At 71.9% G+C, this 26,475-nt stretch carries 22 protein-coding genes and 1 pseudogene; 13 read left to right on the top strand and 10 right to left on the bottom strand.

Annotated elements, in window-relative coordinates; all coding sequences use genetic code 11:
* The 3 genes from EP757_RS01390 (at window position 1) to EP757_RS01400 (ending at window position 4,063) form a co-directional block, all read left to right on the top strand.
* Window positions 1-381, top strand: coding sequence for a RidA family protein (locus EP757_RS01390; protein WP_127542394.1), 381 nt, complete (start codon window positions 1-3; stop codon window positions 379-381).
* Window positions 382-435: 54 nt separating this feature from the next.
* On the top strand, window positions 436-1,773 hold the full coding sequence (locus EP757_RS01395) for a serine/threonine-protein kinase (RefSeq protein WP_127542395.1): 1,338 nt from the start codon (window positions 436-438) through the stop codon (window positions 1,771-1,773).
* Window positions 1,774-1,849: 76 nt separating this feature from the next.
* Complete coding sequence (locus EP757_RS01400) at window positions 1,850-4,063, top strand: acyltransferase family protein (RefSeq protein ID WP_127542396.1); 2,214 nt, start codon at window positions 1,850-1,852, stop codon at window positions 4,061-4,063.
* 15 nt (window positions 4,064-4,078) lie between these two features.
* On the opposite strand, the gene EP757_RS01405 is transcribed toward EP757_RS01400, so the two are convergent.
* A complete protein-coding gene (locus EP757_RS01405) occupies window positions 4,079-7,243 on the bottom strand; it encodes a bifunctional cytochrome P450/NADPH--P450 reductase (RefSeq protein WP_127542397.1) in 3,165 nt (1,054 codons plus the stop codon).
* Between the two features lie 92 nt (window positions 7,244-7,335).
* Between EP757_RS01405 and EP757_RS01410 the strand changes: the two genes are divergently transcribed.
* The 7 genes and pseudogenes from EP757_RS01410 to EP757_RS01440 all read left to right on the top strand — a co-directional run bounded on the left by EP757_RS01410 (window position 7,336) and on the right by EP757_RS01440 (window position 12,600).
* Entirely contained in the window at window positions 7,336-7,860 is a 525-nt protein-coding gene (locus EP757_RS01410; RefSeq protein WP_160165750.1) for a TetR/AcrR family transcriptional regulator, read from the top strand.
* Between the two features lie 136 nt (window positions 7,861-7,996).
* Window positions 7,997-8,299, top strand: coding sequence for an urease subunit gamma (locus EP757_RS01415; RefSeq protein ID WP_127542399.1), 303 nt, complete (start codon window positions 7,997-7,999; stop codon window positions 8,297-8,299).
* Window positions 8,296-8,604, top strand: a pseudogene (locus tag EP757_RS01420) (urease subunit beta); the annotation flags it as partial. The gene EP757_RS01415 and the pseudogene EP757_RS01420, both read left to right, overlap by 4 nt.
* Window positions 8,605-8,752: 148 nt before the next feature.
* On the top strand, window positions 8,753-10,471 hold the full coding sequence (locus EP757_RS01425) for an urease subunit alpha (protein WP_127542401.1): 1,719 nt from the start codon (window positions 8,753-8,755) through the stop codon (window positions 10,469-10,471).
* Complete coding sequence (locus EP757_RS01430) at window positions 10,471-11,118, top strand: urease accessory protein UreF (protein WP_127542402.1); 648 nt, start codon at window positions 10,471-10,473, stop codon at window positions 11,116-11,118. The genes EP757_RS01425 and EP757_RS01430 overlap by 1 nt, the downstream gene beginning before the upstream one ends.
* A complete protein-coding gene (gene ureG / locus EP757_RS01435) occupies window positions 11,108-11,806 on the top strand; it encodes an urease accessory protein UreG (protein ID WP_127542403.1) in 699 nt (232 codons plus the stop codon). The genes EP757_RS01430 and ureG overlap by 11 nt, the downstream gene beginning before the upstream one ends.
* 32 nt (window positions 11,807-11,838) lie before the next feature.
* Window positions 11,839-12,600: an urease accessory protein UreD gene (locus EP757_RS01440; RefSeq protein ID WP_127542404.1), complete on the top strand. Its 762-nt coding sequence runs from the start codon at window positions 11,839-11,841 to the stop codon at window positions 12,598-12,600.
* Window positions 12,601-12,607: 7 nt separating this feature from the next.
* Here the strand turns inward: EP757_RS01440 and EP757_RS01445 are convergent, their stop codons facing one another.
* Complete coding sequence (locus EP757_RS01445; protein ID WP_127542405.1) at window positions 12,608-13,267, bottom strand: TetR/AcrR family transcriptional regulator; 660 nt, start codon at window positions 13,265-13,267, stop codon at window positions 12,608-12,610.
* 48 nt (window positions 13,268-13,315) lie between these two features.
* Here EP757_RS01445 and EP757_RS01450 point away from each other — a divergent pair, with 48 nt between their 5' ends.
* Window positions 13,316-14,071, top strand: coding sequence for a DUF4386 domain-containing protein (locus EP757_RS01450; RefSeq protein ID WP_127542406.1), 756 nt, complete (start codon window positions 13,316-13,318; stop codon window positions 14,069-14,071).
* Here EP757_RS01450 and EP757_RS01455 read toward each other — a convergent pair.
* The 6 genes from EP757_RS01455 to EP757_RS01480 all read right to left on the bottom strand — a co-directional run bounded on the left by EP757_RS01455 (window position 14,041) and on the right by EP757_RS01480 (window position 22,180).
* The gene (locus EP757_RS01455; RefSeq protein WP_127542407.1) at window positions 14,041-14,943 is read right to left on the bottom strand and encodes a sigma-70 family RNA polymerase sigma factor; all 903 of its coding nucleotides are present in this window, start codon (window positions 14,941-14,943) and stop codon (window positions 14,041-14,043) included. The two genes, EP757_RS01450 and EP757_RS01455, sit on opposite strands and share 31 nt — an antisense overlap.
* Window positions 14,944-15,126: 183 nt before the next feature.
* Window positions 15,127-15,378, bottom strand: a complete 252-nt coding sequence (locus EP757_RS01460) for a hypothetical protein (protein WP_127542408.1) — start codon at window positions 15,376-15,378, stop codon at window positions 15,127-15,129.
* A gap of 173 nt (window positions 15,379-15,551) precedes the next feature.
* Window positions 15,552-17,567 (bottom strand): serine/threonine-protein kinase, encoded by a 2,016-nt coding sequence (locus tag EP757_RS01465; protein ID WP_127542409.1) that lies wholly within the window; start codon window positions 17,565-17,567, stop codon window positions 15,552-15,554.
* A 368-nt stretch (window positions 17,568-17,935) separates the two neighbouring features.
* Window positions 17,936-20,728, bottom strand: a complete 2,793-nt coding sequence (gene cphA / locus EP757_RS01470; RefSeq protein ID WP_127542410.1) for a cyanophycin synthetase — start codon at window positions 20,726-20,728, stop codon at window positions 17,936-17,938.
* Complete coding sequence (locus tag EP757_RS01475; RefSeq protein WP_232050308.1) at window positions 20,725-21,534, bottom strand: cyanophycinase; 810 nt, start codon at window positions 21,532-21,534, stop codon at window positions 20,725-20,727. The genes cphA and EP757_RS01475 overlap by 4 nt, the downstream gene beginning before the upstream one ends.
* Window positions 21,535-21,667: 133 nt before the next feature.
* A complete protein-coding gene (locus tag EP757_RS01480) occupies window positions 21,668-22,180 on the bottom strand; it encodes a PaaI family thioesterase (RefSeq protein ID WP_127542411.1) in 513 nt (170 codons plus the stop codon).
* Window positions 22,181-22,236: 56 nt separating this feature from the next.
* Between EP757_RS01480 and EP757_RS01485 the strand changes: the two genes are divergently transcribed.
* Both EP757_RS01485 and EP757_RS01490 read left to right on the top strand, forming a co-directional pair.
* Window positions 22,237-22,722 (top strand): helix-turn-helix domain-containing protein, encoded by a 486-nt coding sequence (locus EP757_RS01485; protein ID WP_127542412.1) that lies wholly within the window; start codon window positions 22,237-22,239, stop codon window positions 22,720-22,722.
* A 27-nt stretch (window positions 22,723-22,749) separates the two neighbouring features.
* Entirely contained in the window at window positions 22,750-24,327 is a 1,578-nt protein-coding gene (locus EP757_RS01490; protein WP_127542413.1) for an MFS transporter, read from the top strand.
* Between the two features lie 100 nt (window positions 24,328-24,427).
* Here EP757_RS01490 and hisS read toward each other — a convergent pair whose 3' ends face one another.
* On the bottom strand, window positions 24,428-25,744 hold the full coding sequence (gene hisS / locus EP757_RS01495) for a histidine--tRNA ligase (RefSeq protein WP_127542414.1): 1,317 nt from the start codon (window positions 25,742-25,744) through the stop codon (window positions 24,428-24,430).
* A 19-nt stretch (window positions 25,745-25,763) separates the two neighbouring features.
* Window positions 25,764-26,450, bottom strand: a complete 687-nt coding sequence (locus EP757_RS01500; RefSeq protein ID WP_127542415.1) for an MBL fold metallo-hydrolase — start codon at window positions 26,448-26,450, stop codon at window positions 25,764-25,766.
* Between the last annotated feature and the right edge of the window lie 25 nt (window positions 26,451-26,475).

The raw sequence follows: 26,475 nt of genomic DNA on the forward strand, positions 1-26,475 counted from the left end.
ATGCCCAAGCGCTCTGTGATCACCGACAAGGCGGCGCCCGCCGGCGGGCCGTACTCGCACGCGGTCGTCGCCGGGGACACCATCTACCTGGCCGGCGCCATCCCCGCCCTGCCCGACGGCACCCGGGTCACCGGCACCTTCGCCGAGCAGGCGCACGCGGCGTTCCGCAACCTCGCGGCGGTGGCCGAGGCCGCCGGCGCCAGCCTCGACGACGCCGTCCGGGTCGGCGTCTACCTGCGCGACTTCGCCGACTTCCCGGAGCTCAACGAGATCTACCCGCAGTACATCAAGGGCGAGCACCTGCCGGTCCGGACCACCCTGCCGGTCCCGCTGGTCGGCTTCGACATCGAGATCGACGCCGTTCTCTACACCGGCGCCTGATCGCCCGCCGGCGGGCTCCGGGTAGCGACGGGCGCAAGTGGGTAGGGGAAACCCATGCCTCAGCCTGGAGAGTTGCTCGGTGCCCGCTACCGGCTCGACGATCGGCTGGCCGCGGGTGGCATGGGAGAGGTCTGGCGCGCCACCGACATGGTCCTCGGACGGCCGGTCGCGGTGAAGACGCTGCTGGCCGGATACGCCGACGACGCCGGTTTCCGTAGCCGGTTCCAGCACGAGGCGCGTGCCATGGCCTCGCTGCGCCACGCGGGCGTCGTGCCGGTCTACGACTTCGGCGACACCGGCGACGGCGCCTATCTGGTGATGGCCCGCGTCGACGGCCGGCCGCTGAACGAGCGCATCGCCGAACGCGGTCCGCTGGGTCCCGCCGAGACGATGTCGGTGGTGACGCAGGCCGCGCGGGCGCTCGCCGCCGCCCACGAGGCCGGGATCGTGCACCGTGACGTCAAACCCGGCAACCTGATCATCGAGCCGGACGGGACCGTGGTCCTGGTGGACTTCGGGGTGGCCCGCTCGGCGAACTCGGTCACGCTCACCGGCGCCCGGGAGGTGGTCGGCACCGCGCTCTACATCGCTCCGGAGCAGGTGTCGAAGCAGACCACCGGGCCGTCCGCCGACATCTACGCGCTGGGCGTGGTCGCCTATCACTGCCTCGCCGGGCATCCGCCGTTCGTCGGCGACAATCCGCTGGCCGTCGCGTTGCAGCACGTCAGCGAGGAGCCTCCGCCCCTGCCGGACACCGTGCCGGCTCCGGTGCGGGACCTGGTCACCCGGGCACTGGAGAAGGATCCGGCTGATCGTTTCCCCTCGGCCGCGGCGATGGCCGACGCCGCCGCCGCACTGATCACGGTGGAGGGGGACGCCGCCGCCGCGACGGCGGTGCTCGCCCCCGCTCTGTCACGGACTGTGACGGATCTCCCTGCTCCGCCGCCACCGCCACCCCCGGCGCCCCGTCCCCGGCGCCGCAATCTCGCCCTTCTCTCGGGTCTGCTGGCGGCCCTCCTCGGCGTGGGCACCCTGATCGCGGTGACCGATCCCTTCGGCGGCCCCCCGGCGATCACGACCCCGGACAAGCTGCAGCCGTCGGTCGCTCCCAGTCCGGCCAAGGGGAAGAAGAACAGCACCAAGATCGCCACGAACAGCGGAAACGATCAGAAGCGGGAGCCCTCGAAGGAGTCCTCGCCGCGGGCCACAGCCCCGTCGAGCCCGGCCGCCGCATCGTCGGCGCCGGAGCCGGACCCGGAACCGACCACGACCACCGAGCCGCCGGCGACCGCCACCACCGAGCCGGAGCCCACCGCGACGACCACCACCACCGCCCCGCAGGAGGGGGACGAGCCGGAGGCCGATCAGGAGACCGAGAACACCGAATCGTAACGGCAGGACGATGCTGACGCTGCGTGCTGATCGGTAGTATCGCCCCTTCAGCCCGGGGCTATTTCGAAGGCAGGCAATGTCGGTCATCCAGGAACCGGTCGATACCGCACGCGCGCCCGACGTGGCGGCGGGGCGATCGGCGAGGACCGGTCCTCACCTCGGTTTCCGTCCCGACATCGAGGGCATGCGCGCGATCGCCGTCACCCTCGTGGTCCTGTCCCACGCCGGTCTCGCGACCCTGGCCGGCGGCTACGTGGGCGTCGACGTCTTCTTCGTGATCTCCGGCTTCCTGATCACCACCCTGCTGCTGAAGGAACTCGGCCGCACCGGCACGGTCTCGCTCACCCGCTTCTACGCGCGCCGGGCGATCCGCCTGCTGCCGGCGTCCGCGCTGGTCCTGGTCGCGACGCTAGCCGGCGCGTGGTTCTGGCTGCCGTCGACGCGGTTCCACTCGATCAGCCTGGACGCGCTCTTCGCCACCTTCTACGGCATCAACTGGCGGCTGGCCGACGAGGGCGTGCAATACCTGAACGCCGACGCCGCCCCCTCGCCGCTGCAGCATTTCTGGTCACTGGCCGTCGAGGAGCAGTTCTACCTGGTCTGGCCGCTGCTCATGCTGATCTACGCCTTCTTCTGGGCCCGTTCCCGGCGGCCCCGGTCCGCTGTCGTCATCCCCACCCAGCGCACCTCGTCTTCCCCACCCCCTTCTCCGGTACGCCCGAAGCACCGCTTTCTGACCGTCGCGTTGATCCTGATCGCGGCGGCCTCGCTCGCGGCGAGCATGACGCAGACCAGGTCGGCCGCCCCCTGGGCCTACTTCGGAGCGCACACCCGCGCCTGGGAGCTGGCGATCGGCGCCCTCGTCGCGGTGGCCGCGTCCCGCCTCGCGGTCCTCCCCGGCCGGGTCGCCGCCCCGCTGACCTGGCTGGGCATGGCCGCCGTGATCGGCTCGGCGTTCCTCTACGACGAGCACACCGCGTTCCCCGGTTCGGCCGCCCTGCTGCCGGTGCTCGGCTCCGCGGCGATCATCGCGGCCGGCTGCGCGGCGCCGAGGGGTGGCGCGGCCGTCGTGCTGCGGACCCGGCCGTTCCAGTTGATCGGGCGGTACTCGTACAGCTGGTACCTGTGGCACTGGCCGATCCTGATGATCGGGCCGGCGGCCCTCGGCCTGGAGTCGTCGCTCGGGCTCGGTCTCGCGCTGGCGGCCGGGTCCCTGGTGGTGGCCGTCGCGTCGTACCACCTGATCGAGAACCCGGTCCGGAACCGTCAGTGGATCAAGGCGCGCGCTCGCCGCGGTCTCGCCGTCGGCCTGGCACTGTCGGCGGTGACGGCCGGGCTCGCGCTGGGCGCCGGCCGGTTCACGCCCGCCGTGGCGACCGGCGACGCGGTGGCCGACACCAGCAGCCGGCTCGCCGAGGCCGCCGACGCCGAAGCCCGGCTGCGCACCCTGCTCGCCGACGCGTCCCGGCAGCTCACGCTCCCGGCCAACCTCAAGCCCGCCCCCGAGGCCGCGGCCGCCGACCAGCCGGTGATCTACCGGGACGGCTGCCACATCGACTATCCGTTCGTCGCGGCGGGCAACCCCTGCGCGTACGGCGACACCACCGCCACCGACTCGATCTTCCTGCTCGGCGACTCGCACGCCGCGCACTGGTTCCCGGCCGTCGACGCGATCGCGAAGGAGCGGGACCTCAAGCTGTTCTCCCGCACCAAGGCCGCCTGCCAGGCCGCCTCGGTACTGGTCTTCAACGACGTGCTGAAGCGGCCCTACTCCGAGTGCGTGGAGTGGCGGGACCGGGTCTTCGCCGAGATCGCCGCGCAGCGCCCGAAGTTCGTGGTGCTCTCCTCCAACGGCGGCGACAGCGGTGGCCTGGTCACGCCGGACAACAAGCCGCTGGACCGCGGCCCCGACCGGGACCGGCTCTGGGTCCAGGCCTGGACGAGGACGTTCGACACCATCGAGCGGGCCGGCGCCCAGCCCGTGCTGCTGCTGGACACCCCGTGGCCGGCCGGGTCCGCCCCGGAGTGCGTGGTGACCCGCCCGACGGCGGTGAACGAGTGCGCCCGCCCGGCCCGGGAGGCGTTCGTGGAGCCCGGACGCCGGGAGATGGTCGCTGCCGCCGCCCGGGCCCGGGGCGTCACGGTGGTCGACACCCGTGACTGGTTCTGCACATCGGTGAGCTGCCCGGCCGTGGTCGGCAACCTGCTGGTGTGGAAGGACAGCAGCCACATCAGCACGGCGTACGCCGCGATGCTGACGCCGCTGCTGGATGCTCGTCTGCCCTCCTGAGCTCGAGGTCCGGGGTCAGGCGAACACGTCCTGCTGATAGCGCCCCGACGCTTCGAGCGAGCGCAGCCACACGTCGGCCTGCTCGGCGGTCGAGCCGGTGTGCCGGCGGTGCAGCGCCAGCAGCTCACCCCGCACGGCCGGGGCCATCCGCGCGCCGTCGCCACAGAGATAGACGTGGGCGCCCGCCTCCAGCAGCTCCCACACCTCGTCCCCGGCGGCGGCGAGGGCCTCCTGGACGAATCGGTGCGGGTGCTCCGGCACCGCGGAGAAGGCCAGGTGCAGGTCGGCCACCCCGTCCGCGGCCCACTGCTCCATCTCCGGGCGATAGAGCCAGTCGTGCTCCGGGTGCCGGCAGCCGTAGAAGAGCTTGGCCGGCCCCCGGTCCTCGTGCAGCGCCCGTTCCTGGAGGAATCCGCGCAGTGGGGCGAACCCGGTGCCCGGGCCGATCAGGATCATCGGGGTGGCCGGGTCGGCCGGCGGGCGGAAGGGCGGGGCCGGGATCCGGACGTGGCCGAAGAAGACGTCACCGGGCTGGAGCCGGGCCAGATATTGCGAGCACATCCCGCGATAGCGTCCGGTGCCGGTCCGGGCCGGGCCGTCGACCAGGCCCACCGTGATGGTGACCAGCGACGGGTCGGCCTTCGGCGACGACGAGATCGAGTAGAAGCGCGGCCGGATCGTCCCGACCAGTTCCAGGAAGACGCCGAAGGGCAGCTCGATAGCCGGGAAGCGTTCGAGCAGGCCGAGCACCGAGACCCGCTTGGCGAGCACCTCGTCGGCATAGGCGGTCCGGCCCTGGTCGGAGTCCTCGGTCCAAGCTGCCAGCTGCCGGGTCGTCCACGGGCACGCGGTGTGCGCCGCGAGCGTGGCGATCTGCCCGCGGGTGGCCGGCTCCTGCAACTCGACGAAATCGGTGAGCAGCAGGCCAGCGGTGACCGGCACGCCGATCGGCAGGCCGGTGGGCCGCTCGCCGTCCTGGCTCAGCCGCACCACCAGGTCGTGTGAGACCCGCAGCGTGTGCAGCGCCCAGTCGACCAGCTCCGGGTCGTTCTTGGCGTAGACGGCGAGGTGGTCCCCCGCTTCGTAGGAGACGCCCTCGGGCAGCTGGACGGTGATCGCCTTGACGCCCGGCCGGGGCGCCTCGCGGCTGAAGTCCCAGAGGCCGGCCGGGTCGCCGACCAGTTCCTCCACCGAGAAGACCATGATCGGGTGGGCCTGCCCGGAGACCACCGCCGGCCGGATCTGGTCCTCGCCGAGCACCTCCACGGCGTACCGCGGGCCGGCCGCCGCCGCGGCCGACGCGCCGAAGGACGCGGCGAGAGCGGTCCACAGCCCGTCCAGCCAGGCCGTCGCCATGCCGTCGAAGTCGCCGGCCGCGTCGGTCTCGCCGCGCTCCACGATCGGGGTGGCCCCGGCGTTGAGCAGCTTCGCCTCGACCCGCTTGGGGAAGGCCTGGTAGGTGGCCCACTGCGTGTTGCCGTTGCCGAGCACCGCGAAGGAGACGCCGTCCAGCGCGCCGGGCGGGATCTCCAGGTCGTCGAAGAGCTGCGCGTTGTCCGGGGCCTTCCCGTTGTAACTGGAGGTGACCACGGCGAGCAGCCCGTCGCCCGGCAGGTCGGCGGCCAGTTCATCGAGGGACTGCACGGTGACGTCGAAACCGGAGCGCCGGGCCCGGTCGGCGAGCTGCTGGGCCAGGTCCTCGGAGGTGCCCAGGTTCGAGCCGTGAGCGACAGTCAGCCGGACACCGCCGGCCTGGACCCGGGCCACCTCGGCGGCCGGCGCCGCGGCGGTGAGGGCGTCACCCGTCGCGATGCGCTCGTGCTCCTGGCGTACCCGGATCCGCAGGCGGAAGTCCTCGGGCTTGATGGTCAGCGTCTGCTTGATGGTGAGCCGGTGGCCGTCCGGGTCGGCGATCGCGAACCGCTGCAGGACCATGGCGAGCGCGAGCCGCGCCTCGGTCAGCGCGAACTGCCGTCCGATGCAGGCCCGCTCGCCGTTGCCGAACGGCTTGTAGGCGTGTGGGTGGTGGGCGGCCTTGTTCTCCGGCAGCCACCTGTCGATGTCGAAGGTCTCCGGGTCGGGCCAGGCCTCCGGGTCGGTGTGCAGCGGCTTCATCAGCACACCGATCTTCTGGTGCGCCGGGATCTCGTAACGCCCGCCCAGCGTCGTCGCCTCGCGCGCCGCCAGCCCGATGAAGGGGATCGGCGAGAGCAGCCGCAGCGTCTCGTCGAGGATCCGCGGGATCACGTCCAGCTTCATGATCGTCTCGTAGGTGGGCACGGTGTCCCCGGGCAGCATCCGGTCGACCTCGGCGTACGCCTGGGCGAGCACGTGCGGGTTGCGCAGCAGCAGGTGCAGGGCGAAGGACAGGGTGCCGCTGGTCGTCTCGTGGCCCGCGATCAGGAACGTGAGGACCTGGTTGCGGATGTTCTCGTCGGAGAGCCGGCCACCGGAGACCGGGTCGGCGGCGTCGAGCATCAGGCCGAGCAGATCGTTCGACCTCTCGCCGCTCGCCCTCCGCGCCCGGATCACCTCGTCGACGGTGTCCTGCATGACCGCGATGTCCTCGCGGTACTTCGCGTCCGCCTCCCGCTTGAGCCGGGTGACCAGCGGCAGCTGGCGGGCCCGGTGCATCACCTCGGTGAGCGCGTTCCCCATCGCCTGGAGGAAGGGGTGCAGCTCCACCTGCTCGTAGGACTTGAACGACTGCCCGAAACCGGCGAGCGCGATGGTGTCCAGGGTCAGCCGGGTCATGTCGTCGGTCACGTCGACGACGGTCCTGCCCTCCCACGCCGTGACCAGGTCCCGGGCGACCTCCAGCATCTGCGGGAAGTACGCCTTCATCGACCGCTGGCTGAAGGCCGGCAGCAGGATCCGGTGCGCCTGCCCCCAGACCTGCTCGTCCTCGCGGGCGGTGAAGAGACCGTCGCCGGCGAAGTCGCGGACGTCGCCGAGCGGGCCGTCGACCGGCTTGTAGAAGCGCGACTCGTCGCACACCTCGGCCACCAGGTCCGGGTCGTAGACGAAGACCACGTGGCGCCCGGCGAGGTTCAGCTTGAACACGCCTCCGGGGTGCTGGGCTGCCAGGCCGGCGAAGAACCGGTGGGTGCCTTCCACCGGAACCTGCAGTCCATTGCCGACGATCGGCAGGCCGCGCGGGGCGGGAATGGCGGCGGTCAAGGGAGAACCTCCTCAGCCATACGGTGTATGGCGCTACCATACGGCGTATGGCAGGGACCGCAAAGCCGGGTGATCAACGTTTAACGAAGGACATGATCCTGAAATCGGCCCTGAGGATCATCGATGCCGACGGCGTGGCATCGCTCAGCATGCGCAGACTCGCGGCCGACCTGGGCGTCAATCCGATGTCGCTCTACCACCACGTGCCCGGCAAGGCCGCGCTGCTCGACGGCGTGACCAGGCTGGTCACCGACGGCGCCCGGCACATCGAGCCGGCCGGCGGGACCTGGCAGGAGCAGTTGCGGCAGCTGGCGTACGAGTTCCGCACGCTCAGCCTGGCGCACCGCAACCTGATCCGGCACGCGTTCGCCAGTGACGACGTGATCCAGCGCGACGGGCCGATGTGGCGGACGCTCTGCGAGGTGCTGCGCGGCGCCGGGCTGCCCGAGTCCGAGGTGGAACGCACCGGCGCCGTGCTGGCGGTGCTGGTGGGCGGCCTGTTGCACACCGAGGTGAACGGCACCATGCGCCGGCTGATCGGCGAGGGCCAAGCGGACGACACCGGCTTCTCGCTCGCCGTCGACCTGCTCATCGACGGCATCGCCGCGCGGGTGTGACGCGAAACGGGCTGGTGGCGGGATTTTTCGCGAACCGGCGACGACCATCGGAATCGGGCGACGATGATCGAACGAGCGGGTAACACGTCCGAAACTTCCAGCTGCGAGCATTCCGGGGCGCGATCAGGAGGTCCCTTTGTTCCTCAGCCAGCACGAGCAGGAAAGACTGCTCATCCATGTGGCGGCCGACGTCGCCCAGCGCCGCCGTGACCGCGGCCTGCGGCTCAACTATCCGGAGGCGACAGCGATCATCACGGCGTTCCTGCTCGAAGGAGCGCGGGACGGCCGGACCGTCGCCGAACTGATGGACGCCGGGCGCCGGGTGCTGACCCGCGACGACGTCCTGGAGGGGGTTCCCGAGATGCTCGCCGAAGTGCAGGTCGAGGCGACCTTCCCGGACGGCACGAAGCTCGTCACCGTGCACGGGCCGATCTCATGACGATCCCCGGCGAGATCCTGTACGGCGAGGGCGTCATCGAGATCAACCCCGGCCGTCCGGTGCTGGCGCTGACCGTGCGCAACACCGGCGACCGGCCCGTCCAGGTCGGATCGCACTTCCACTTCGCCGAGTCGAACGCGGCACTCGAATTCGACAGGAAGGCCGCCTGGGGTCACCGCCTCGGCATCCCGGCCGGCACGTCGGTCCGCTTCGAACCCGGCATCCCGCGCGATGTCACCCTGGTGCCGCTCGCCGGCCGGCGGATCGTCCCGGGCCTGCGCGGCCTGGCCGGCGGCCCGCTCGACGCCGACAGCCCGGCACCCGGCCCCGACCCGGCCGACATCGAGCCGGCCGGGTCCCTCGACGAGGACACAGGCGAGAGCCAGCCCAACGGCGACAACGGGAGCCCACGGTGAGCCGGGGATCCAGCCATGACCCGAGTGGAGAACCGGCATGACCTCACTGGAACGCAGCCGGTATGCCGCGCTCTACGGCCCTACCGCCGGTGACCGGATCCGGCTGGCCGACACGAACCTGCTGATCGAGATCGAGGAGGACCGCAGTTCCGGGCCGCGGCCCGGCGACGAGGTCGTCTTCGGCGGCGGCAAGGTCATCCGGGAGTCGATGGGGCAGTCGCGGGCCACCCGGGCCGAGGGCACCCCGGACACCGTCATCACCGGCGTGGTGATCCTGGACCACTGGGGGATCATCAAGGCCGACGTCGGCATCCGCGACGGGCGGATCGTGGCGATCGGCAAGGCCGGCAACCCGGACACCATGGACGGGGTGCATCCCGACCTGGTGATCGGCGCCAGCACCGAGATCATCGCGGGCAACGGGAAGATCCTCACGGCCGGGGCGATCGACAGCCACGTACACCTGATCAGCCCGACCATCCTGGACACCGCCCTCGCCTCCGGCATCACCACGATCATCGGTGGCGGCACCGGACCGGCCGAGGGAACCAAGGCCACCACCGTCACGCCGAACGCCTGGCACCTCGCCCGGATGCTCGAATCCCTGGACACCTGGCCGATCAACGTGCTGCTGCTCGGCAAGGGCAACACGATGTCCGCCGAGTCGATGTGGGAGCAGCTGCGCGGCGGCGCCGGCGGCTTCAAGCTGCACGAGGACTGGGGCACCACGCCCGCGGCGATCGACGCCTGCCTGACCGTGGCGGACGCCTCCGGGGTGCAGATCGCCATCCACACCGACACGCTGAACGAGGCCGGTTTCGTCGAGGAGACGCTGCGGGCCATCGCGGGGCGGTCGATCCACGCGTACCACACCGAGGGCGCCGGCGGCGGGCACGCACCGGACATCATCACTGTCGCGTCCCACCCGAACATCCTGCCGTCGTCGACGAACCCGACCCGGCCGTACACCCGCAACACCCTCAGCGAGCACCTCGACATGCTGATGGTCTGCCACCACCTGAACTCCGCAGTACCGGAGGATCTGGCCTTCGCCGAAAGCCGGATCCGGCCGTCGACCATGGCCGCCGAGGACTACCTGCACGACCTCGGTGCGATCTCGATGATCGGCTCGGACTCGCAGGCGATGGGCCGGGTCGGCGAGGTCGTCACCCGCACCTGGCAGACCGCCCACGTCATGAAGGCTCGCGTCGGCGCCCTTCCCGGCGACGGCGCGGCCGACAACAACCGGGCCAAGCGGTACGTCGCGAAGTACACGATCTGCCCGGCGATCGCGCACGGCATGGCCGAGCAGGTCGGGTCGGTCGAGCCCGGCAAGCTGGCCGACCTGGTCCTCTGGGACCCGGCGTTCTTCGGTGTCCGGCCGGCGCTGGTCATCAAGGGCGGCATGATCGCCTACGCCCAGATGGGCGATGCGAACGCGTCCATCCCGACTCCGCAGCCGATGCTTCCCCGCCCGATGTTCGGGTCCTACGGGGTCGTGCCGGCGCAGACGTCCGTGGCGTTCGTGGCCCCGGCCGCGATCGACGCCCTGCTCTCCGACCGCATCGGGGTGAAGCGGGCGCTCGTCCCGGTCAGCGACACCCGCTCGGTCGGCAAGGCCGACATGATCCGCAACGACGCCATGCCGCGGATCGAGGTCAGCGCCGACACCTTCGAGGTGCGCATCGACGGCCAGGTCATCGAACCCGATCCGGTGTCGGAACTGCCCATGGCTCAGCGTTACTTCCTGTTCTGATGAGCCTCTCCACCCTGCTCCTGCTCGCCGACGGGCGGCTCCCCTCCGGGGGGCACGCCCACTCCGGCGGCCTGGAGGCCCAGGTCGCCGCCGGACGCGTCAAGGACGTCGACGATCTCGGCGGTTTCCTCCGGGGCAAGCTCGCCACCAGCGGTCTCGTGTCGGCCGCCTTCGCGGCCGCCGCCTGCGGCGATGTGAACCGGGTGGCCGAGCTCGACGAGGGACTCGACGCCCGGACGCCGTCGCCGGCTCTCCGGAAGGCCTCACGGGCGCAGGGTCGCGCTCTGCTGCGGGCCGGCCGGGCCATGTGGACCCTGCTGGCGCCCGTCAGCCGCGAGCCGCATCAGCCGGTCGCTCTGGGCGTCCTGGCCGCTGCCGCCGGGCTGGCGCCGGGCGAGGCCGCCGTCGCCGCGGCGCACGGCACGATCACCGGTGCGGCGAGCGCGGCGGTCCGGCTTCTGGGCCTTGATCCGTACGGGGTGCACGCCCTGCTGGCCCGCCTCACCACCGAATGTGACCGGATCGCGGCAACGGCCGCGAGCCGGTACCGCGACGCGGTCGACGATCTGCCGGCCGCCGGAGCTCCACTGCTCGACATCGGCGCCGAGCACCACGCCACCTGGGAGGTGCGTCTCTTTGCATCCTGAACTGCACGAACACGGCCCCGATGAGGTTCCCCACACGCATCCCGAAGCGGGCGTCGACCCGCACGAGCCGCTGGCCGGCGGGGCGCGCGCGCTCCGCATCGGCATCGGCGGCCCGGTCGGCTCGGGCAAGACCGCACTGGTCGCCGCCCTCTGCCGGGCCCTCGGCTCGGAGATCCGGCTCGCGGTGGTGACGAACGACATCTACACCACCGAGGACGCGGACTTCCTGCTCCGCAACGGCGTCCTGCCGGCCGAGCGGATCCGCGCCGTCGAGACCGGCTGCTGCCCGCACACGGCCATCCGCGACGACATCTCGGCGAACCTCGACGCGGTCGAGGACCTCGAGGAGAAACTCGGCCCGCTCGATCTGGTCCTCGTCGAGAGCGGCGGCGACAACCTGACCGCCACCTTCAGCAAGGGCCTCATCGACCAGCAGATCTTCGTGGTCGACGTCTCCGGCGGCGACAAGGTCCCCCGCAAGGGCGGCCCCGGCGTCACCACCTCCGACCTGCTGGTCATCAACAAGACCGACCTGGCCCCCCTGGTCGGCGCCGACCTCTCCGTGATGGAACGCGACGCGGGAGCCCGCCGAGGCGACCTGCCGACCGTCTTCCTCTCCCTGGCCGAGGACAAACAGGCCACCCCGGTGGCCGACTGGATCCGCTCGCTGGTTGCCGCCCGTGTCTGATCACCCCGCCGCGGCGCCTCTCGGGGGACGCCGTGCGAGCTGAGGCTCGGGTGGTCGCGGAGTGTGACAGCAGGGGACGGACCCGGCTGACCGTCCTGCGTGGCGAGTCGCCCCTGCTGCTGCGGCGCACCGGCCCGCCGGGCGTCACGGCGAGCCCCGGCGTGACGGTGCACCTCGTCGGCGGGGCGGCCGGGCCGCTGCGCGGGGACGAGCTGCGGCTGGAGATCGAGGTCGGCTCCGGCGCGTGGCTGGAGTTCCGCAGTGTGGCGGCCTCGCTCGCGCTGCCGGGGCGGTCGTTCCTGCCGGCGTCTCGGCTCACGGTCACGGCCACTGTCGCGGCCGGCGGCACCCTGCGCTACCTGCCGGAGCCCCTGATCGCGGCGGCCGGGTGCGACCACATCGCGGTGACCCGGGTCGACGTGGCCGAGGGCGGCTCGCTGCTCTGGCGTGACGACCTGGTGTGCGGCCGGCACGGCGAGGACTCCGGTGACCTGCGGGCGGACACGCGCATCTCGTATGCGGGCGCCACCCTGTACCGCCACGAACTCGCCGTCGGCCCGGCCGCCCCCGGCTGGTCCGGCGCTGCCGTACTCGGTGACGGCCGGGCCGTGGGCACCCTGGTCGCCGCCGGTCCGGACCTGCCGCCTCTCGGCATGGCGGGTCCGTCGGCGGCGGTGATGCCCCTGGCCGGCCCGGGCGTGCTGGCCACGGCGGTCAGCGCCGACGTCCGCGAGGTGGCCCGGGCCCTCGACCCGCTCTGCCACCGCGCCACCGAGTTCGCCGCGGCCGGCTGACCCGCGATCAGGCCGCGTCCTGGAGGCCGTCCAGGACGCGGCGCAGGCCCCAGAGGTACTGCTCGGTGCCGATCCACCCGGCCATCACCTCGGCCGCCTCGGCGGTCCGGGGCAGGACGTCCGCCGGGACATGGGTCATCGCCGCCCGCCGGTCCGCGATCCGGTCGGCCTCCGGTGCGAGGGCGCCGGTTCGCGGGACGTCCGCGACCTCGAGCGCTATCGCGCCGAGGACATAGACCATGACGAGGTACGCCCCCCGCGCCGCCGCCCCGGACTCAAGCCCGCCGCGGTGGAGCGCGTCCAGCAGCCGCTCCCCCAGCAGTAACGCCTCGGGACCGTTCATCGCCCCGCCGAGCAGCAGCGGCACCGCACCCGGATGCGCGGTCAGCCGATCCCGCAACCCGAGCGCGACCGCCTCCAGCTCGTCCCGCCAGTCCACGCCGTCCCGATGTGCCCGGTTCAGCTCACCCAGCAGCCGTTCGACCAGTCCCTGCTCGATGGCGGCCTTGTCCGGGAAGTACGTGTAGACCGCGTTCGGCGACACCCCGAGCACCCCCGCGATACGCCTGATCGACGCCGCGGTGGGCCCGTCGGCGTCCAGCAGCCCCAGCGCGGCGTCGAGCACGTCACCCTCGCTGAGCGCCCGCTTCGGACCGGGTCTGACCATCGGCGCACCCCCTTGACGAATCTCTGCACACCGTACAGCATTGTCGGCATGACAATTCTGCACAGTGCACAGAGATCGACGGGAATCCTCTTCCTCGTGGCGGTGGCCGCCTTCACCGTGTCGTCGAGCGTGCTCGCGGCGACGTTCGACTGGCCGGACATCCTGCGCGAGCCCGCCCCGTACGTCCTGGAGCGCTTCCACGAGGGCGGCACCACCCTGATCGTCACGTGGTTCGCCGTGGCGTGGACGTACGCGCTGCTCGCCGTACCCGTCCTGCTCCTGCCGGCGGCCCTCGGCCGGGAGACCGACCCGGTTCTGCGCGCCGCCACCGCCATCGGCGCCGCGTCCGTCCTGCTCTCCCTGATCGGCTTCCTGCGCTGGGTGTTCGTCGTGCCCCCGCTCGCAGCGGCGTGGGCGGGCGGCACCGGCACCGAGGCGGCCTGGACCGCGCAGCATCAATTCGGCGGCGCGCTGCTCGGCGAGCATCTCGGCCAGGTGCTCGCCGTCGTCTGGTCGGTGACCGTCAGCGTCATCGTGCTCCGGGACCACCGGGCCCTCGGCGTGGCCGGGCTGATCGCCTCCACGCTCTACCTGCTCAACCAGGGTGACGTGCTGGCCACCGCGATCCCCGGATTCCCCGTCTGGGACGCCGCCGGGCCGGTCGGGAGCACCGCCTGGGGGCTGTGGATCGCCGCGCTGGGAGCGGTGCTGCTGGCTCGTGGCCGGAAGAAGCGGGAGACGGCCGCGAGGGCCGTCTCCCGCGAAGGGTCTTCTCAGGCCGCTACCGCGATCGGGACGCCGTGAGCGTCGGTCAGCGCGAGGCGGGTGTGGAGGCTGCCCTGTTGAGCGACCTTCGCGAAATACTCGGTGCGGCGGCGCTGGAGGCAGCCCTTGCGGGTGCGGGGACCGCCCGCCGCCACGGTGAGCAACTCCGGCGCGAGGGAGCTGTTCAGGCCTTCACGCAGCAGCCGCAGGGCCTCGGTGCGCAGCTGAGAGATGCGGGACTCGGTGACGCCGAGCCTGGCCGCCACCTCGCTCAGCGGTTGCTCTTGCAAGAAGGATTCCTGCACGACCTGGCGGAGCCGCTCGGGCAGCGCCTGGATGGCCTGGTGCAGATAGCCCAGCCGTTCCCTCTTCAGCAGCAGATCCTCCGGCCCTTCGGACGTCTCCGGCACCATCTCCTCGGCCGCACCCGTCGGAAAGCCCTGCAGGCTGAGCAGCGACGCCTTCTGCACGTCGTCCTCGACACTGGCGAGCTCGGAGACACCGATGCCGAGCACCTCGGCCACCTCGGCGTCGCTCGGCGTACGACCCAGCGCTCCGGTGAGCTCCTGGCGGGCGGTGGCGGCTTTGCGTGCACGGGCCCGCACCGACCGGCTCGCCCAGTCCTGGCCGCGCAGCTCGTCCAGCAGCGCTCCACGGATCCGGACCGCGGCGAAGCGGTGGAAGGGGATGCCGCGTGTCACGTCGAAGGAGCGGGCGGCTCCCAGCAGCGCCGCGAACCCGGCTGAGGAGAGGTCATCTGCGTGGACGTGGCCGGGTACCCGGTTGAGCAGTTCCCGGACCAGATGGCCAACCATCGGCATGTTCTCTCGGATCAGGTCCTCGATATCGCGCGCCGAGGGCGCGTCGTGAGTGGAGCCGATGGTGGCGGGGAGTTCGGTCGTGGTGGTCACGTAGTCCTCCTCGCTTGTACGAACCGGCTGTTGAACACCGGCTGACGAGAAGAACTTTGGCCGCCGTTTGGTGCAGCGGAGCCCGAACTCGGTTGCTTTTATGGAGTTTTTTCATGAAAAAGCTCAGGATTACATTGAAAAACCCCTCTGGTTGTGACCAGAGGGGTTGGTGTTACCGGCGGGTCAGCGCAGCACCGAGACACGCGGCGCCAGCACCTCCGTCAGCTCGGATCTGACCCAGGCCATCCGGCGCACCGCCACGTCCGGATGATCACCGAACTCGGTGGCGACGCCGGCCGCGCAACCGTCACTGCCGTGCCGCAGGATCATCGTCGTGATCGCGTCCTCGACCGTTTCCCGGTCGGGACGCTCCGACGGCTGCAGGCACGAGACGAACAGCGCCTCGGCGGCCAGTTCTTTGACTGTGCTGATCATGTCGAACTCCCGATGTCGACGACCTGCTAGAACGCCATCGCCCATCTTCCCCGCGAGTGGCACGCCGATCGGCAGCCACGCCGTGCGAAAGTCCTGCAATCCGGGCTTCAGCCCACCTTCACGGTAGACCTGCCGCGGGGTCCTCGGCCTCCCGTTTTCGTGCCGCCGGCCAATCAGTCTGACCCAACCGGCTCCGGGCACTCCTCCGGAACCTCGGGATCACAGGGGTCGTCGATGCCCGTACCGGGTTCCGGCGGCGGCGACGTGGACGGCGACGGGCTCGGCGGCTCGACCACCGGGTCCGAGGGCGAGACGCTCGGCGGGTCCGGCGGCGGCGGGGACTCCGACTCCTCGGGATCGGTGGTGGTCTGCGAGGTGCTGGTCCCGGGCTCGGGCGCGGTGGTGGTGCTGCCGCTCGGCACCGGCTTGATCCCCGGCGTCTTGGTGGTCGACGGCCGGACCGACACGGTCGGGGTGATGTGCACGTTGCCGCCGGGGTCGATCGAGATCCCGGCCGACGGGGTGGTCGCCGGGTCACCGAACCGGACCCCGCCGTCGGCGAGGTGCTCGACCGGGCGGGACGGCTCGCCGGGCTCGCCCGACACGTACGCCTCGCACCGCTGCCCGTTGAGCATGAACAGCATCGGCGCCGCGTTGTTGTCGACGTAGCGCCCGCTGATCTGCATCGTCGTCGTCTTCTGCGCGGCCAGCGCTGCCACCGAGGAGACCGTGACCCCACTGCCGTCCTGCTTCAGCACGGTCTTGCCGTTGCCGGAGACGACCTGGTCGCCCGGCATGAGGAACCACAGGTCCCATTCGTCGATCGGGTCATCCGCCCGGTTCGCCAGGGTGACCTGAGCCTTGAACTTCTTCTTGTCGTCGGACCAGACCGCGTAACTGACCACGCAGGTGCCGGACACCGGGACGACGCTGGGCAGAGGCGCTGCTCCCCCGAGACCCGCGGCGTTCTCATTCTGAGGCTGGCCCAGAGCGGTCCATCCGTACGTCAGAGCGCTCAGCAGCGCCACCGAACCCGCGAGGAGCAGGCCGCGCCGGACGTACGTCCTCTTCCTGGTGTCCGCCGCCCTGCCGGGCGGTGAGCCCGCTGCCGGGCCCCGCGCGCCGGGGCGCAGTGGCGGCGGATCGGCAGCGGGTGGTCGGGCCTCCGGGAGCGCTGACGGCTCGGTGACCGCCTGGGCGACGACCGGGTGCACCGCCGACGGATCGGTGGGGCCGACGGCGGCCGCGGCGGCCGGGCCCATCCCCGCATAGGGGTAGCCGGACGGGAGGATGAACGTGTCCTCGCCGTCCTGCCAGGTCGCGTCGAACCCGGAGGTCACCAGGGGCGCGCCGGCCGAGATGCCGGCGAGCACGTGCGCCAGTTCGGCGGTCGGCGGCCGGTCCTCGGGACGCTTCTCCAGGCAGCGGCCGATGAGCGCTTCGACGGCCGGCGGAAGCCCTTCGACGGGCGGCAGCGGCTCGGGTTCGGTGTACTGATGGGCGCGCAGCAGGGCGGTCGTGGTGCCGACGTCCCACGGAAGCTGGCCGATCAGCATGCGGTAGATCAGCAGGCCGACCGCGTAGACGTCGGTGGCCGGGCTGACCTGGCCGCCCTCGAGCCGCTCGGGGGCGAGGTAGGCCGGGGTGCCGAGCAGGCTGCCGTCCGGGTCGACGTCGTTCTCCCCGATCAGGGCGGAGATGCCGAAGTCGACGACCTTGGAACCGGCCGGGGTCAGCATGACGTTGGCCGGTGTGACGTCCCGGTGCACGATGCCGCGCGCGTGCGCGGAGGCCAGCGCGGCGGCGACCTCGGCGCTGATCCGGACGGCGGTCGGCCACGGCAGCATCCGGACCCGGGCCAGGATCGCGGCGAGCGACTCGCCGTCGACGAGCTCCATCACGACATAGGGGACCGGCTCACCGTCGACGGTGGTCGCCTCGCCGTAGTCGTACACATTGGTGATGTGCGGGTGCGTCAGCCGGGCGGCTGCCTGTGCCTCCGCTCGCAGCCTGCGCCGGAACGAGGGGTCGGTGCTGGTCGAGGGCGGCAGGACCTTGATGGCGACCTGACGCCCCAGGACCTCGTCGAACCCTCGCCACACCACTGACATCCCGCCGGCGCCGAGACGCTCGACCAGTCGATATCGACCGGCGAGCAGCCCCGAACCGGGCAGGTCCGTCGTGCTCATGTGCCCCCACATGCGCGCTTCGAGAAGAGACACCGGGCCGCACCGCCATGCCGCCCGACGCCGGGCGAGTCGGGCCCACCATCGGACCCTGAGCATCCCCCATCGGCGGCGAGGATGTTAGTACCCATCGGTCTGCACTTCGAGCGCCCGAATTGCGATCTAGCAGGCCTTAGTTACGGTGAGTTGACTTAATAAATCGGCCCGGAACGGCTCTCCGGCGCCGCCCGCACACGTAGCGCCACGACAACGCATGGGGTATGCCCGCTTCGTCGGAACTTGCGGTTTCAACCAAGCCGACCGTCCACTCACGAGCGGTCAGCACGGAACTACGGAGAGAGATCGACTCTGTCCAAGATCTGTCACGTTGGTCACCCACGCGTCCGGGTTCCGGTGAGGCTGCGGGACACCCCCGGCACCGCGTTCGGGGCCGGGGCCGCGGGCAGCGTGACCACCGGGGTGCCGCCCGCCGGGACAGCGCCCATCTCCGCGAGGAACGCCCGGGCCGGCGCCCACTTCTCATAGATCACCAGCACCACCTCGCCGGGGGCGGCGAGGTCCAACGCCTTGGTGATCGCGTCCCGGCAGCCGGTCGCCCGGACCGACCTGATCTGCGGCCGGCGAGCTCTCATCTCCCGCTCCATCAGGTCCGCGACCTCGCCCGGCGCGCGGCCACGCGGGTCCTCGTCCTCGTAGAGCACCACCCGGGTCAGGCCGTCCGCGAGGATCTGCGCCGAACCGGCCAGCAGGTCGTCGCGGCGGTCGCCGGGCAGCGTCACCGCCGCCACGCAGCGCTGCGCGCCCCAGAGTCTGTGCAGCGTACGCAGGGTCGTCGCGAGCGCCGCCGGATTGTGCGCGTAGTCCACATAGACCGACACGTCGCCGACCCGCAGCAGCGTGCCCCGGCCCGGGTTCTCCACGCTCGGGTCGAACTCGCCGAGCCGATCCACCAGGGTCTCCGGCCGTGCTCCGAGGGCCCGGGCGGCGGCGATCGCGGCGAGGGTGTTCGCCGCGACGTGCAGGGCGGCGCCGCCGTACGCGCCGGGCACCTCCGCGAGCCGGACCAGCGGGGTACGCCGGGCGCCGGTGGCCTGCACCAGCCAGCCGTCGTGCAGCACGTACGCCGTGGCCCCGCGCGCCAGATGCTCGGTCACCACCGGGTTCGCGGCGTCCAGGCCGAACCAGACCAGGCGTTTCCGATCGGCGCGGACCCGCGGGCGGTCGGCGAGGGTGCGTACCCACGGGTCGTCGGCGTTGAGGACGAGCGTGCCGCCGTCCCGGACCCGCTCGGCGACCACGGCCTTCACGTGCGCGAGGTCCTCGATCGAGTCGAGGCCGTCCTGCCCGAGATGATCGGCGGTGATGTTGGTGATCACGCCGACGTCGGTCCAGTCCCAGCCCAGCCCGCGCCGCAGCAGCCCACCCCGCGCCGTCTCCAGCACCGCGGCCTCCACCTGCGGGTCGCCGAGGACCATCTGCGCCGAGCGGGGTCCGGTCGCGTCGGCCACCAGCACGGTGCGCCCGTCGATCGTCACGCCCTCGGTGCTCGCCGTGCCGACCCGCATCCCGCTGCCGCTGAGCAGGTGCGCGGTCAGCCGGGTGACGCTGGTCTTGCCGTTCGTCCCGGTCACCGCGACGGTCGGGATCCGGCCGTCCGAGCCGCCCGGGAACATCGCCCGCACGATCGCGTCACCGACGTCCCGGGCCCGGCCGGCCACCGGGGACAGGTGCATCCGCAGGCCCGGCGCGGCGTTCACCTCGATCACACCGGCGGTCACCCGGTCCGGGTCGCCGACCGGCGGCAGCGGCGCGCCGATGTCCGGCAGCCGCAGGTCGATCCCGGCGATGTCCAGCCCGATCAGCGCGGCCACCCGCTGGCAGAGCCGGGTGACGTCCGGATGCACCTGGTCGGTGACGTCCCGGCTGGTGCCGCCGGTGGAGAGGTTCGCGGTCTCGCGCAGCCAGACCGTCACGCCGTCGGCCGGCACGCTGCCCGGCGTGTGTCCCTGCCGCCACAGCACCCGGTCGGCGGCCTCGTCCAGCTCGATCCGGGTCAGCGCCCGGGAGTGCCCGGTCCCCCGGCGCGGATCGGCGTTGGCCCCGGTCACCAGCTCGGTCACGGTGGACCGCCCGTCGCCGACCACGTGCGCCGCCAGTCGCTCCGCGGCGGCCACCACCTCGCCCGCCACGACCAGGACCCGGTAGTCCCGGCCGCCGAGCTGGCGTTCCACCACCATTTCCTCGTCGTGCTCGAGTTCCTGGAAAGCCCGCTCCACCTCGTCCGGCGCCTTCAGGTTCATCGCGACCCCCCGGCCCTGCCGTCCGCACCGCGGCTTCACCACGACCGGCGCGCCCAGCTCGGCCAGCAGCGCCACCGCCTCGGCCGGCGTCCGTGCCGGTCCGCCCGGCGCCACCGGGATCCCGGCCTCGGCCAGCAGCCGCCGCGTCACGTGCTTGTCGCCGGCCAGATCCACGCCGACGCCGCTGGTCCGGTCGGTCATCGCCGCCCACGCGAGCCGCCGCCGGGTGCCCCAGCCGAGGCGCAGCAGGCTCAGGTCGTCGAACCGTTCCACCGGGATGCTCCGGCGCCGGGCAGCCGCGATGATCGCCCGGGTGCTGGGCCCGGCCGCCTCCCGCTCGGCGAGGGCGGCGAGGTCCGCGAGGTGGTGCGCCAGGACGCCGCCTCGCGCTCCACTTCCCGGTCGTGCTCCACTTCCCGGCCGCACCGGGACCGCCTTACCGCCGTGCACCGCCAGCACCAGGTCGATCGCCGTCTCCAGCAGCAGGCCGGGCACCCGCGACGCCGGCGACTCGTCGACCGGGCACTCCACGATCACGTCGTAGACGCCCGGCTCCCCCGCCGCGACGGTCCGCCCGAAGCTCACCTCCCGGCCGATCCGCTGCGACAACTCGAGGCAGACGTGTTCGGTGACGTGGCCGAAGTAGGTGCCGTTGCGCAACCGGCTCACGAACCCGCCCGGCGCCCCGGCCGCGCAGTGGTGCTCGGCCAGCCCCGGCAGCGAGCGCAGCAGCCGCTCGGTGAATCCGGTGACGTCGGTCGTCTCCACGCCGGCCAGCTCCTCCAGGCGCAGCCGGGCCACGACCGCGGGACGGGACAGATAGACGTTGGGGCCGCGCAGGCGGCGCAGAAACTCGATCTTCATGCGGCTCGTTCCCGTTCTGCGGCGGGCGTGCCGGCGACGGGTCGGCGGCCCGTGAGGTGAAAGGTGTAGCCCGCCGGGAGCACGTGGATACGTGCGCCGGCCAGCGCGATCGGCCCGGTCGGCGGGACCGCGATGTCGGTGGCCGCGCCGGCGTCGACGACGGTGACCGCGCCGCTGCCGAGCACCTCGAACCGGTCCCCCTCGGCCAGGATCGCGGTGTCCTCGTCGATGCCCAGCCCGAGCTCGTGCGGATAGCAGGCGACCGCGCTGAGCAGGCGGTTCAGCCGGCCGCGCTCACCGAAGTGCTGGTCGATCAGGACGCCGGGCAGAAATTCAAGACCCGGACCGGTTCGTACGCTGGCCGCCGTCACCCCGGGACGGTCCCCGCCGGTGATCATGGTCCCGGACATCATCGCCGCGCCGGCGCTGGTCCCGCCCAGCACGATCGCCTCGGCGGCGAGCAGCTCCTGCAGCAGCGAGTCGGTGGCCGTACCGCCGATCACCGTGGTGATCCGCTCCTGGTCGCCGCCGGTGAAGAAGACTCCGGTGGCGGCCCGCAGCACCGGCTCCACCTCGGGGGCGTTCGCCTCGGCGCGGGTGGTGATCCGCAGCGCGCGGGCGTTCTCGCCGAACCTCTCGAGGTGCGTGGCCTCGGCCGCCTCCGGCTCCACGCTGGCCGTCGCGATCACCACGATCCGGGCGTCCGCTCCCCCGGCCAGCTCGGCGAAGAGCGCGAGGAGTCCCGGTCCGGCGGCCCCACCCATGATCAGTAGACGGCCGCGGTGCGGATCGACGCTGCCCTTCACCGCTCCTCCTCGCGAGTGGCCCGCTGGCGACGGACCACTATCGAGGCTAATCGGAACAAAACCGAAACATCCGGCTAATCACATTTGTCGGACACGCTCGCTGGGCACACTCACTGGGGGCGGCGCGGACAGGTCAGGGAGTGGGGATTTCGAAGATCATGCAGCTGGAGGTGGCGTGGGCGACCAGGCGGCCGGCGCCGTCGACCAGGCGGGCCTCGGCCAGGGCGGTACGACGGCCGCGCTGCAGCACCGCGCCGGTGCAGGTCAGGCGGCCCGAGTCGACGGTCACCGCACGCAGGAACTTCACGTTGAGATCCATGCTGGTGTAGCCCACCCCGGCCGGCAGGGTGCTGTGCACCGAGCAGGCGGCGGCCGTGTCGAGCAGCGTGGAGATGACACCGCCGTGCACGGTGCCGAGCGGGTTGTAGTGGAACTCCTGCGGGTCCAGCTCGATCGTGACGCTGCCCTCGGTGGCGGTGATCCCGGCGGCGCCGATCAGGTGCATGACGGGCGGCGGCGGGATCTCTCCGCCGGCCATCGCCTGGAGGAGTTCGAGTCCGCTGCGACGGCCGAGCATGCTCGCGTGCTCGGCGGGGTCGGACCAGCCGAACGTCCGGGTCCGGAGAGCGTCCTGAGTCTGCGTCATGGATTCAGGCTGGCATCGGCTTGCTGCGTCTGTCAATGAGACCTAGCCTTCTCAGCATGGTCGGAAAGGTCACACCGTCGGCGCTCGACTGGTCCGTCGACAACTGCACGCTCGCCCGCGCCATGGAGATCCTCGGCGAGAAGTGGACGGTGGTCGTGCTGCGGGAGGTCTTCAGCGGGGTACGCCGCTTCGACGACATGCGGGTGCGCACCGGCATCCCCCGCCAGGTGCTGACGAACCGGCTGGCCGCCCTGGTCGGGCACGGCGTGCTCCGGCGTGAGCCCTACCAGGAGCCGGGCGCGCGGGTACGCCACGAGTACCGCCTCACCGACAAGGGCTTCGACCTCTACCCGATGCTGATCGCCGTGACCGAGTGGGGGAACCGCTACCTGGCCGATCCCGAGGGGCCGCCGATCCGCTACGCCCACCGGGACTGCGGCGCCGAGATGCACGTCGCGATGCGCTGCGACGACGGCCACGAGGTGGACGACAACCGGGCGGTCATCCCGCGACCGGGACCTGGAGCACATCGGCGCTCCTGACGGCCACGCGCTGGGTAGGTTCCTGCCGTGACGAGAAAAGACGGCCCGTGGACGCCGCTCAAGAACCCGGTGTTCCGCATCCTCTGGCTTGCCGTCCTCGCGAGCAACGCCGGCACCTGGATGCAGACCGTCGGGGCGCAGTGGCTGGTCGTCCACGAACCGGACGCGGCCACCTGGACGAGCCTCGTGCAGACCGTCACGACCCTTCCGGTGCTGCTGTTCGCCCTGCCCGCCGGGACTCTCGCGGACGCGTTGGACCGGCGGCGACTGCTCCTCGCCGTACAGATCGGGCTCTTCTTCGTGGCAGCGACCTTGACCGCGCTCGCCGCGCTGGACCACCTCCCGCCCGCGCTGCTGCTCGTCTTCACGTTCCTGCTGGGATGCGGGCAGGCGCTCACGCTGCCGTCCTGGCAGGCGGTGATCCCCGAGGTGGTGCCGCACGACCAGCTGCCCGCGGCGTCGGCGCTCGGCGCGGTCAACACGAACCTGGCCCGCTCGGCCGGTCCGGCCGTCGGCGGTCTGCTGGTGGCCCAGTTCGGCTCGGCCGTCGTCTTCGGACTCAACGCCCTGTCCTTCGCGATCTTCGCGCTGGCCCTGGCCGGCTGGCGTCGCCCTCCGCAGCCGCCGACCGGCCATCCCGAGCGGTTCGGCTCGGCCCTGCGCGCCGGGGAACGCTATGTCCGCTGGTCACCGGTGGTGCGCCGGATCCTCGGCCGGGTCGTGCTCTTCGTGCTTCCGGGCAGCGTGATCTGGGCGCTGCTGCCGGTGGTCGCGCGGCAGGAGCTCGGCATGGGCGCCCAGGGGTACGGCATCCTGCTCGCCGCTCTCGGCGTCGGCGCGATCGCCGGCGCTCTCCTGATGCCCCGGGCCCGCCGGATCCTCAGGACCGACCAGATGATCGTCGGTACGGGTGCGGTCTACGGCGCCGCGCTGGCAGTGATCGCCTTCGTGCCGCACGCCCTCGCCGTCACGCCCGCCCTGGTCCTCGCCGGCCTGGCCTGGATGATGCTCGTGTCCCGGATGAACGCGGCGATGCAGCTCTCCCTGCCGAACTGGGTCCGGGCCCGCGCGCTCGCGATCTACCAGCTCGTCTTCGCGGGCGGGCAGGCGCTCGGCGCGCTGCTCTGGGGCCAGTTCGCCACGGCCTTCGGCCTCGCGACGACCTTCGCCACGGCTGCGGTCCTGATGGCGGCGGGTCTTCTCACGGTACGGATATGGCCCGTGCACACCCACGAGGACGAGGACTACACGCCGGCCGTCTACTGGGCGGAACCCCACCTGCTCTTCCAGCCCGGCCTGGACGACGGCCCGGTCCTCATCTCCGCGGCCTACCAGGTTCCGCAGGACAACATCGCGGCGTTCACGGCGGCGATGCAGAAGGTGCGCGGCTCCCGGATGCGCACCGGGGCCTCACAGTGGGGCCTGTTCCGCGACGGCACCAAGCCCGACACGTTCGTCGAGGTCTACCTGGTGCCCACCTGGGACGAGCACCTCCGCCAGCACGAGGGCCGCCTCACCGAGTCCGACGAAGAGGCCGAGAAGCACGCCATCTCGCTGGCCACCGCCCCGCCCACCATCACTCACCTGGTGTCCACCGGGTCGTGAGCGCACGGGTGCGCCGGTGCCGGCGCCGGCGTGAGCCGGGGGAACGTCCCCGCAGGTGTGGTGCGCTGGGGGACGTCCCGGATGCGGCTGGGTACTGCCGTTATCCCCGTACCACCGAAGGCTTCAGATCCTCCGCCGGCGGAGCCCATGTCGCCGGGTCGGCCTCCACCTGCTCGCCGGAGCGGATGTCCTTGACCGAGTGGCCGTCCTCGCCGGGGAACCAGACGAAGGGGATGCCCCGGCGGTCGGCGAACTGGATCTGCTTGCCGAATTTCGCGGCGGTGGGGGCGACCTCGGTGGGGATGCCCCGCCTGCGCAGGCCGGCGGCGATGCGTTCGCAGGCCGCGCGCTGGTCCTCGCTGGGCAGGGCGATCACCACGGCGGTGGGGACCGCGCGGGAGACGGTGAGCGCGTTCTGGCCGAAGAGGAGGCCGAGCATGCGGGAGACGCCGATGGAGATGCCGACGCCGGGGAAGCGGGTGTTGCCGACCGAGGCGAGGGTCTCGTAGCGCCCGCCCGAGCAGATCGAGCCGAAACGCTCATATCCCTCGAGCTGCGTCTCGTAGACGGTGCCGGTGTAGTAGTCGAGGCCGCGGGCGATCTTCAGCTCGGCGCGGATGAGGCCGGGGGCGTGCTCGTTCGCCGCCTCGACGACCTGGCGCAGCTCGTCGAGGCCCTCGTCGAGCAGCGGGTCGGTCACGCCGAGCTGCTTCACCTGATCCACGAAAGACGCGTCGGACGTCGAGATCCCGGCCAGCTTCAGGCACGCGGCGGCCTGGGCGTCGGTCGCTCCGGCCGTCTCGACCAGCAGCGCGGCGACCTTCTCCGGGCCGATCTTGTCGAGCTTGTCCACGGTGCGCAGGACCTGGGCGGTGTCCTCCAGGCCGAGGCCGCGGTAGAAGCCCTCGCAGACCTTGCGGTTGTTGACCTGGATGACCGCCTTGGGGATCGGCAGCGAGCGGAACGCGTCGCCGATCACCAGCGGCATCTCGGTGTCGAAGTGGAACGGCAGCGTGTCCCGGTTGACCACGTCGATGTCGGCCTGCAGGAACTCGCGGTAGCGGCCCTCCTGCGGGCGCTCGCCACGCCACACCTTCTGGATCTGGTAGCGGCGGAACGGGAACTGCAGCTTGCCGTGGTTCTCCGTGACGAAGCGCGCGAACGGGACCGTCAGGTCGAAGTGGAGGCCGAGCTGGTCGTCGGTCTTGGCACCGCCCTCGTCCTCCTGGAGGCGGCGCAGCAGGTAGACCTCCTTGGACGTCTCGCCCTTGGAGAGCAGCGTCTCCAGAGGCTCGACGGCGCGGGTCTCGAGCGGGGCGAAACCGTAGAGCTCGAAGGTGGAACGGATCTTGTCGAGCACGAACTGCTCGATCATGCGCTGCGACGGCAGCCACTCGGGGAAGCCGGAAATGGGCACTGTGAATCTCTCCGTTTTTCTACAGACCGCGACGCGGCGCTGCAGTCAGCTCCCGCAGGTACGGGTTGGACGCGCGCTCGCGGCCGATGGTGGTGGCCGGTCCGTGGCCGGGCAGCACGACGGTCTCGTCGGCCAGCGGCAGGATCTTGTCCCGCAGGCTGGTCATCATCGTCGCGGTGCTGCCGCCCGGCAGGTCGGTGCGCCCGATCGATCCCGCGAACAGGACGTCCCCGGAGAAGCAGATCTCCTCGGCGTCGTCGCCCGGCATCCGGAACAGCACCGACCCGCCGGTATGGCCGGGGGCGTGGTCGACGCTGATCTCCAGGCCGGCGATGGTCAGCGCCTCACCGTCGGTCAGCTCGGCCACGTCGTCGGGCTCGGTGTACTGCAGGCGGCCACCGAACATCTGGGTGAGATCGGCGCTGAGACCCTTCGCCGGGTCGGCCAGCATCTCCAGGTCGGCCGGGTGCACGTAGGCGGTGATGCCCCGCGCGCCGCAGACCGGGGCGACGGAGAAGGTGTGGTCGAGGTGCCCGTGCGTGAGCAGCACGGCGGCCGGGTGCAGCCGGTGCTGGGCCAGAACCTCGTCGAGCTGGTCCAGGACGCCGATGCCCGGATCGACGATCACGCATTGCTCGCCCGGACCGGCGGCCACCACGTAGCAGTTGGTGCCGAAGGCCTCGGCCGGAAAGCCGGTGACGAGCACGATGACGACCTCTCAGGATTCACAG

Origin of the sequence: Actinoplanes sp. OR16 (assembly GCF_004001265.1) — a bacterium.
GTDB lineage: Bacteria > Actinomycetota > Actinomycetes > Mycobacteriales > Micromonosporaceae > Actinoplanes.